The 9,022-nt window shown below is 73.0% G+C and carries 1 protein-coding gene; it reads left to right on the top strand.

All coding sequences use genetic code 11. From position 1 onward, the window contains the following. A partial coding sequence (locus tag AB0O15_RS47710) for an amino acid adenylation domain-containing protein (RefSeq protein ID WP_364334807.1) occupies positions 1 to 9,022 on the top strand: 9,022 nt, incomplete at both ends.

Raw genomic sequence — 9,022 nt, 5'->3', positions numbered from 1 at the left:
GCCGAGGTGCTGGGTCTGCCGCTGGTCGGGGTGGATGACGATTTCTTCGCGTTGGGCGGGCATTCGTTGCTGGCGACGCGTCTGGCCAGCCGGGTCCGGGCGACGCTGGGTGTGGAGATGCCGATCCGGATGTTGTTCGAGGCGCCGACCGTGGCCGGGCTCTCGGCCGAGTTGTCCCGGGCCGAGTCGGGCCGGCCGGCGCTGACCCGGGGGCCGCGTCCCGAGGTATTGCCGTTGTCGTTCGCGCAGCGCCGGCTCTGGTTCCTGCACCGGATGGAAGGACCCAGCGCCACCTACAACATGCCGCTGGTCGCGCGGATCAAAGGCGCCCTCGACGTGCCCGCCCTGACCGCGGCCGTCCGTGACGTGGTCGCCCGCCACGAGAGTCTGCGGACCGTGTTCCCGGACCACGACGGCGTGCCGTACCAGCTGATCCTTGACACCGTGGCCGAGCTGGACGTGCGGCCCACGACCCCGGACGACCTCGACGAGGACCTGAGGGACCTGGCCGGGCGGCCCTTCGACCTGACCCGCGAGCCGCCGCTGCGGGCGACGCTGCTGCGGATCGGCGACATGGACCACGCGCTGGCCCTGGTGCTGCACCATATCGCCGGGGACGGGTGGTCGCTGCGCCCGCTGACGACCGACCTCGCCACCGCGTATACCGCCCGCACGGGCGGAGAGCCGCCGTCCTGGTCGCCGCTGCCCGTGCAGTACGCGGATTACACCCTGTGGCAGCAGCGGTTCCTCCGCGACGACGTGCTCGCCAGGCAGATCGCGTACTGGCGGGAGGCCCTCGCCGGGGTGCCCGACGCGATCGGCCTGCCGTTCGACCGGCCGCGCCCCAGGACGGCGTCGTATCGGGGCGCCACCGCGGGATTCGAGGTCGGCGCACAGTTGCACCAGCGCCTGATCGACACGGCCCGTGCGCATGGCGTCAGTCTGTTCATGGTTCTGCAGGCCGGGTTGGCGGTGTTGTTGCATCGTGTGGGCGCGGGGCCGGACATTCCGATCGGGTCGCCGATCGCGGGTCGTACGGACGAGGCGCTCGATGATCTGGTCGGGTTCTTCGTGAATACGCTGGTGCTGCGGACCGACGTTTCCGGGGATCCGTCGTTCCGGGAGTTGCTGGGCCGGGTGCGGGAGACCGATCTGGCCGCGTACGCCCATCAGGACGTGCCCTTCGAGCACCTGGTCGAGGTGCTGAACCCGGCCCGGTCCACCGCGCACCAGCCGCTGTTTCAGGTGATGCTGAGTGTCGAGAACAGCGGGCCGGCCGAGGTCGACCTGCCGGGCGTGCGATGCGACCTGGGCTCGGTCCACATGGGAACGTCCCGGATGGACCTCTCCGTCTTCCTCGGCGAACGGCACGGCGGCGGGCTGCGGGGCACGGCCGAGTACGCCACGGACCTCTTCGACGCGGGCACGGTCGACGCCTTGATGGCCCGCTTCGTCATGGTGCTCGAGGCGATGGTGACCGACCCCGAGCTGCCGGTCGGCGCCGTCGAGATCCTCCGGCCCGGTGAGCTGGACCAGCTCGGCGCGTGGCCCCCCGCCGAGGTGCCTCCGGCGACGTTGCCGGAGCTGGTCGGGCGCTGGTCGGAGGAGCCGGCGGTGTCCGGTGGGGGTCGGTGTTTGTCGTATCGCGGCCTGGATGAGGCGGCGAACGCGGTCGCGTGGTCGTTGGTGGGGTCCGGGGTGCGGCCGGGTGATGTGGTGGCGTTGATGTTGCCGCGCTCGGTTGATCTGGTGGTGGCGCTGCTGGGTGTGGTGAAGGCGGGTGCGGCGTATCTGCCGGTGGATCCGGAGCTTCCGGCTGAGCGGGTGGCGTTGATGACCGCGGGTGCGGCGCTGACGGTCACGGAGCCGTTCCCGGGTGCGGGCCGGGTTGATGCGCCTGCGGTGGTGGTCGGCCCGTCGAGCGCGGCTTATGTGATCTACACGTCGGGGTCGACGGGTGTGCCGAAGGGTGTGGTGGTTGCGCACCTCGGCCTCACGGCGCTGGCGTCGGCCCAGATCCGGCGGTTCGGCGTCGACGCCTCCGCCCGGGTGCTGCAGCTCTCCTCGCCCAGCTTCGACGCGATGATGATGGAACTGACGATGGCCTTCGGCGCGGGCGCCGAGCTGGTCATCGCGCCGGCCGGTCCGATGGCCGGCGCCGAGCTGGGCGAGTTGCTGGCCCGGGAACGGATCACCCACACCCTGATTCCGCCGTCGGTGCTGGCCACCGTGCCCGAGACGGACCTGCCGGACCTGCGGACCCTGGCGGTCGGCGGCGAGGCGTGCCCACCGGCCCTGGTCGAGCGGTGGGCCGTCGGGCGGCGGATGGTGAACGCGTACGGTCTCACCGAAGCCACCGTGGTCTCGACCCTCTCCGACGACCTGGAAGCCGGACGGGTCCCGATCGGGCGCCCGATCGCCGGCACCCGCGCCTACGTGCTGGACGAGAGATTGCGTCCGGTGCCGCCCGGTGTGCCCGGCGAGCTCTACGTCGGCGGCGTGGGCGTGGCCCTGGGCTACCTGGACCGCCCCGGGCTAACCGCCGAGCGTTTTGTGGCCGACCCGTTCGGCGGCCCCGGTTCGCGGATCTACCGCACCGGCGACGTGGTCCGCTGGGGCGCCGACGGGCAGGTGGAGTTCGCGGGACGCGCCGACGACCAGGTGAAGATCCGTGGCCTGCGGGTGGAGCCGGGCGAGATCGAGGCCGCGCTGACCGCGCATCCGCTGGTCGGCCAGGCCGCGGTCATCGCGCGGGACGACACCCTCGTCGGCTACGTCACCGGCACGGCCGGCCCCGCCGAGCTGCGCCGCCACCTGAGCGGGCGCCTGCCCGGATATCTGGTTCCGGCCGCGATCGTCGCCCTCGACCGGCTGCCGCTGACCGTGCACGGCAAGCTGGACCGGGCGGCGTTGCCCGCACCGCGAACGGCCGCCGGTCCGGCGAGCCGAGGCCCTCGCAGCCCGGAGGAACAGATCCTGGCCGAACTGTTCGCCGACGTGCTCGGCCGGACGAGCGTCGGGGTGGACGACGACTTCTTCGCGCTCGGCGGGCACTCCCTGCTCGCGACGCGGCTGGCCGGCCGGGTCCGCGCGACGCTCGGCCGGGAGATGCCGATCCGCGCCCTGTTCGAGGCGCCGACCGTGGCCGGCCTCGCCGCCGAGCTCGCCCAGGCCTCCACCGGTCGCCCGGCGCTGACCCGCCGGCCGCGCCCCGAGGTGCTGCCGCTCTCCTTCGCCCAGCGCCGGCTCTGGTTCCTGCACCGCCTGGAGGGCCCGGGCGCGACCTACAACATCCCGCTGGCCCTGCGGCTCACCGGCGAGCTGGACGTCGGCGCGCTCCGAGCCGCCGTCCGCGACCTGGCCCTGCGGCACGAGAGCCTGCGCACGGTCTTCCCCGACCATGACGGGGTGCCCTATCAGCAGATCCTCGACGACCTGCCGGAACTGACCGTCGTCGGCCCCGAGGCGGATCTGGGAGAGCTGGCCCGTCATCGGTTCGACCTGACCAGCGAGCCGCCGCTCCGGGCCACGCTGCTGCGGGTCACCGACACCGAGCACGTCCTGGTCCTGCTGCTGCACCACATCGCCGGGGACGGCTGGTCGATGCGGCCGCTGTCGACCGACCTGGCCACGGCGTACGCCGCCCGCGCGGCCGGGGAGACCCCGGGCTGGGCGCCGCTGCCGGCGCAGTACGCCGACTACACGCTCTGGCAGCGCGACCTGCTGGGCGACGAGAACGACCGGGACAGCGTGCTGGCGGCTCAGATCAACTACTGGCGACGGGCGCTGGACGGCGTGCCCGAGCAGGCCGGCCCGCCGACCGACCGGCCGCGCCCGGCGGTGGCGTCCTATCGGGGCGCCACCCACCGGTTCCGGATCGACGCCGGCCTGCACGAGCGGTTGACGCGGATCGCCCGGGACAGCGGCGCGAGCCTGTTCATGGTGCTGCAGGCCGGGCTGTCCGCGCTGCTGTCCCGGCTCGGCGCCGGCCCCGACGTGCCGCTCGGCTCGCCGATCGCCGGGCGTACCGACGAAGCCCTCGACGGCCTGATCGGATTCTTCGTCAACACCCTCGTGCTGCGAACCGACGTCTCCGGCGACCCCACCTTCCGCGAGCTGCTGGGCCGGGTGCGGGAGACCGACCTGGCCGCGTACACCCACCAGGACGTGCCGTTCGAGCACCTGGTCGAGGTGCTCAACCCGGCCCGCTCGGCCGCGCATCACCCGCTCTTCCAGGTCATGCTGATCCTGCAGAGCGCGCCGGGCCTCGACCTCCGGCTGCCCGGCCTGCACGTGGACGACGTCACGGTCGGCACCGGCACCTCGCGCTTCGACCTGACCTTCAGCCTCACCGAGTCCGATCCCGGTTCGCCCACCGGCGGGCTGACCGGCATCGTCGAGTACCGCACCGATCTGTTCGAGCCGGCCGGTGTCGCCACGCTGACCGAGCGGTTCACCGGCTTCCTCGACGCGGTGAGCGCCGACCCCGACCTTCCCGTCGGCCTGGCCCCGGTGCTCACCCCGGACGAGCAGCACGCACTGCTGACGACCTGGAACGACACGGCCGTCCCGGTGCCCTGGGTGAGCGTGCCGCAGATGTTCGAGGACCAGGTGGCCCGCACCCCGGACGCGGTGGCGATCTTCGACGACGACGAGTCGCTCACCTACGCGCAGCTGGACGAGCGGGTCAACCGGCTCGCCCATCTCCTGCGGTCGCACGGCGCCGGACCCGAACGGCCGGTCGCCATGCTCGTGCCCCGATCCGTCGACACGCTCGCCGGGTTGCTCGCGATCCTCAAGGCGGGCGCGGTCTACCTGCCGATCGACGTGACCTACCCGGCCGAACGGGTCGCCCTGATGATCGAGGACGGGCGGCCGGAGCTGGTGCTGACCCGGACCGCCGCCGCCGATCTGACCCCGGCCGGCGTACCCCGGATCGTCCTCGACGACGAACCGGTCCGGGCCGCCCTGCGGGCGCAGCCGGTCACCGCCCCCGACGTGCGCGTCCACCCGGAGCACCCGGCCTACGTGGTCTACACCTCCGGCTCGACCGGCCGGCCCAAGGGCGTGGTGATGCCGGTCCGCGGCCTGGTCAACCTCCTCGACTGGCACCGCCGCAGCATGCCCGGCGGGGTCGGCACGCGGGCCGCCCAGTTCACCGCGGTCGGCTTCGACCTGTCGCTGCAGGAGATCCTGGCGCCGATCGTCTCCGGCAAGACCCTGGCGATGCCCTCCGACCACACCCGGCGCGACAGCGAGGAACTGGCCGCCTGGATCGACCGGCACGCGATCAACGAGATGTTCGCGCCCACGGTGGCCGTCGACGCGCTCTTCGAGGCGGCCCGGGACCGGGGCAATCATCTGAACAGCCTCACCGACATCCAGCAGGGTGGCGAGGCGTTCGTGATCAGCGCACTGACCCGGGCGTTCTACGAGCGGCGGCCGGGGCATCGGGCGCACAACGTCTACGGGCCGGCCGAGACCCACGCCGCGACCGTGCACAGTCTCTCCGGCGACGCGTCCGGCTGGCCGCAGTCGGTGCCGATCGGCGGGCCCATCGCCAACATGACCGTCCACGTTCTGGACGACCGGCTGCGTCCGGTGCCACCCGGGGTCGCGGGCGAGCTCTACATCGGCGGGGCGCAGGTCGCCCGGGGTTACCTGCGCCGACCGGCACTGACCGCGGAACGGTTCGTCGCCGACCCGTACGGCCCGGCCGGCTCGCGTTGCTACCGCAGCGGCGACATCGTCCGCTGGCTGCCCGGCGGCGTCCTGGAATTCCTCGGCCGCGGCGACAACCAGGTCAAGATCCGCGGCTTCCGGGTGGAGCTCGCCGAGGTGGAGATCGCCCTGGCCCAGCACCCGGACCTGGCCCAGGCCGCCGTGATCGCCCGCGAGGACCAGGCCGGCAAGAAGTATCTGGTGGCCTACGTCGTGCCCACCGCCGGAGCCGAGATCAACCCGGCCGACCTGCGCAAGCACCTGACCGTACGGCTTCCCGAGCACATGGTGCCGACCGCGTTCGTGCCGCTGCCGGTGCTGCCGATGACCGCGAACGACAAACTGGACCGGGCGGCGCTGCCGGTTCCCGACCTGACCGACGGCCCCCGCGGGCGGGCACCGCGCAGCCCGCAGGAGCAGATCCTCACCGAGCTGTTCGCCGGGGTGCTGGGACGGCCCGTGGTCGGCGTGGACGACGACTTCTTCGCGCTCGGCGGGCACTCCCTGCTCGCGACCCGGCTGGCCAGCCGGATCCGGACCACCCTCGGTGTCGAGATGGCGATCCGCACCCTGTTCGAGACGCCGACGGTGGCGGGGCTCGCGCAGCGCCTGGACCGCGACCGCCGCGTCCGTCCGCCGCTGACCCGCCGCGCCCGCCCGGCCCTGATCCCGGTGTCGTTCGCGCAGCGCCGGCTCTGGTTCCTGCACCGGATGGACGGCCCGAGCGCCACCTACAACATGCCCATGGCGCTGCGGCTGACCGGTGCTCTCGACGTCCCGGCGCTGCGGGCGGCCCTGCACGACCTCGCGGGACGGCACGAGAGTCTGCGTACGGTCTTCCCGGAGCGTGACGGCCTCCCGTACCAGCAGGTCCTGGACGCCGTACCGGACCTGGTCGTGACCGAGGCGGCCGCGGACGAGGTCGAGGCCCGGATGCGTACGGCCGCGGCCCGCCCGTTCGACCTGACCACCGAGCCCCCGTTGCGGGCGCGGCTGTTCCGGGTCGCGGCCGACGACCACGTGCTGCTGGTCCTGCTGCACCACATCTCCGGCGACGGCTGGTCGATGGGCCCGCTGACCGGCGACCTGATGACCGCGTACCGGGCCAGGGCCGCCGGCGCTGTGCCGCCGTGGTCGCCTCTGCCCGTGCAGTACGCCGACTACGCCCTCTGGCAGCGCGAACTGCTCGGCGACGAGACGGATCCGGGGAGCCTGGCCGGCGAGCAACTGGCGTACTGGTCCGGACAGCTGACCGGGGTGCCCGAGCAGATCAGCCTGCCGGCCGACCGGCCCCGCCCGCCGGTGGCCTCCTACCGCGGTGACTACGCCGGGCTGCACACGGACGGCGACCTGCACCGACGGCTGCTCGACACGGCCCGTGCGCACGGCGTCAGCCTGTTCATGGTCCTGCAGGCCGCACTGGCGGCGTTGCTGTCGCGTCTCGGCGCCGGGGCGGACGTGCCGATCGGGTCGCCGATCGCCGGCCGTACGGACGAAGCGCTGGACGATCTGGTCGGGTTCTTCGTGAACACGCTGGTGCTGCGGACCGATGTCTCGGGCGATCCGACGTTCGAGGAGCTGCTCGGCCGGGTCCGGGAGACGGACCTCGCCGCGTACGCACACCAGGACGTCCCGTTCGAGCACCTCGTGGAAGTGCTGAACCCGGCCCGGTCGACCGCCCACCAGCCGCTGTTCCAGGTCGTCCTGGTCCTGCAGAACACGCCGGGCGACGCGTCGCTCGACCTGGCCGGCCTCGACGTCACCCCGCTCGCGGTGAACACCGGTTCGGCCAAGTTCGACCTCTCCCTGTCGGTCTTCGAGCGGAGGGCCGGTGACGGCGCCCCGGACGGGCTGCACGGCTACCTGGAGTACGCCACCGACCTCTTCGACTGCGTGTCGGCCGAGGACCTGGCCCGGCGCTGGATCCGCGTGCTCGACGCCGTCGCGTCCGACCCCGGCGTACGGGTGGGTGATCTGCCGATCCTCGACGAACCGGAACGCGCACGGCTGGTCGCGCCGCCCGGCCCGGCCCCGGCCGGCCGCACGCTGATCGAGCTGTTCGACCAGTGGCCCCGCCGCACCCCGGACGCCGTCGCGGTGACCGCCGAGGACGTCAGCCTCTCCTACGCGGACCTGGACGCGGCCGCGAACGCGCTGGCCTGGGAACTGGTCGACGGCGGGGTGCGACCCGGCGACGTGGTGGCCCTGCTGCTGCCGCGCTCGGCCGGCCTGGTCGTCGCGCTGCTCGCCGTGCTCAAGACCGGGGCCGCCTACCTGCCGGTCGACCCGGAGTATCCGGCGGAACGGATCGCCCTGATGACCGAGGACGCCGGCCCGGCGATCACCGTGACGACGGACGGATTCCGGAGCAGAACCGCCGGCGGCCCGGTCCTGGTGATCGATCCCGCTCGTCGCCGGGACACCCCGCCGCCGGTCCGGGTCGTCCCGGACAGCACCGCGTACGTCATCTACACCTCCGGATCGACCGGGCGGCCCAAGGGCGTGGTCGTGTCGCACCGCAACGTGGCCCGGCTGTTCGAGTCCACGGACGCCTGGTTCTCGCCGGGGCCCGAGGACGTCTGGGCGCTGTTCCACTCGTACGCGTTCGACTCCTCGGTCTGGGAGATCTACGGCGCCCTGCTGCACGGCGGCCGGCTCGTGGTGCCGTCGTTCGAGGTGACCCGTACGCCGCGCGACTTCCTGCGCATGCTGGCCGCCGAGCGGGTCACCATGATCATGCAGACGCCGTCCGCCTTCTATCAGCTGATGGCGGCCCAGCGGGAGGAGCCCGGGCTCGGCCGCGACCTGGTTCTGCGCGAGGTCGTCTTCGGCGGCGAGGCACTCGACCTGCCGCGGCTGGCCGATTGGTACCAGCACCATGCCGACACCGCGCCGCGCCTGGTGAACATGTACGGCATCACCGAGACGACGGTGCATTCCACGTACCTGCCGCTGACCGTGGAGCATGCCCGGCCCGGCACCCCGAGCCTGATCGGCGGGCCCATCCCCGACCTCGGCGCGTACGTGCTGGACGACCGGTTGCAGCCGGTTCCGCCGGGTGTCGCGGGGGAGTTGTACGTCGGCGGCGCGGGCGTGGCCCGCGGTTACCTGAACCGGCCGGGGTTGAGCGCGGGGCGGTTCGTGGCCGATCCGTTCGGTGCGGCGGGGTCGCGGATGTACCGGTCCGGGGACGTGGTCCGGTGGAACCGGGACGGGCAGCTGGAGTTCGCGGGCCGGTCGGATGATCAGGTGAAGATCCGTGGGTTCCGGATCGAGCCGGGGGAGATCGAGTCGGTGCTGG

It is taken from the genome of Actinoplanes sp. NPDC089786, assembly GCF_040684855.1.
Lineage (GTDB): Bacteria > Actinomycetota > Actinomycetes > Mycobacteriales > Micromonosporaceae > Actinoplanes.
This window is presented reverse-complemented; position numbering and strand designations above follow the sequence as displayed.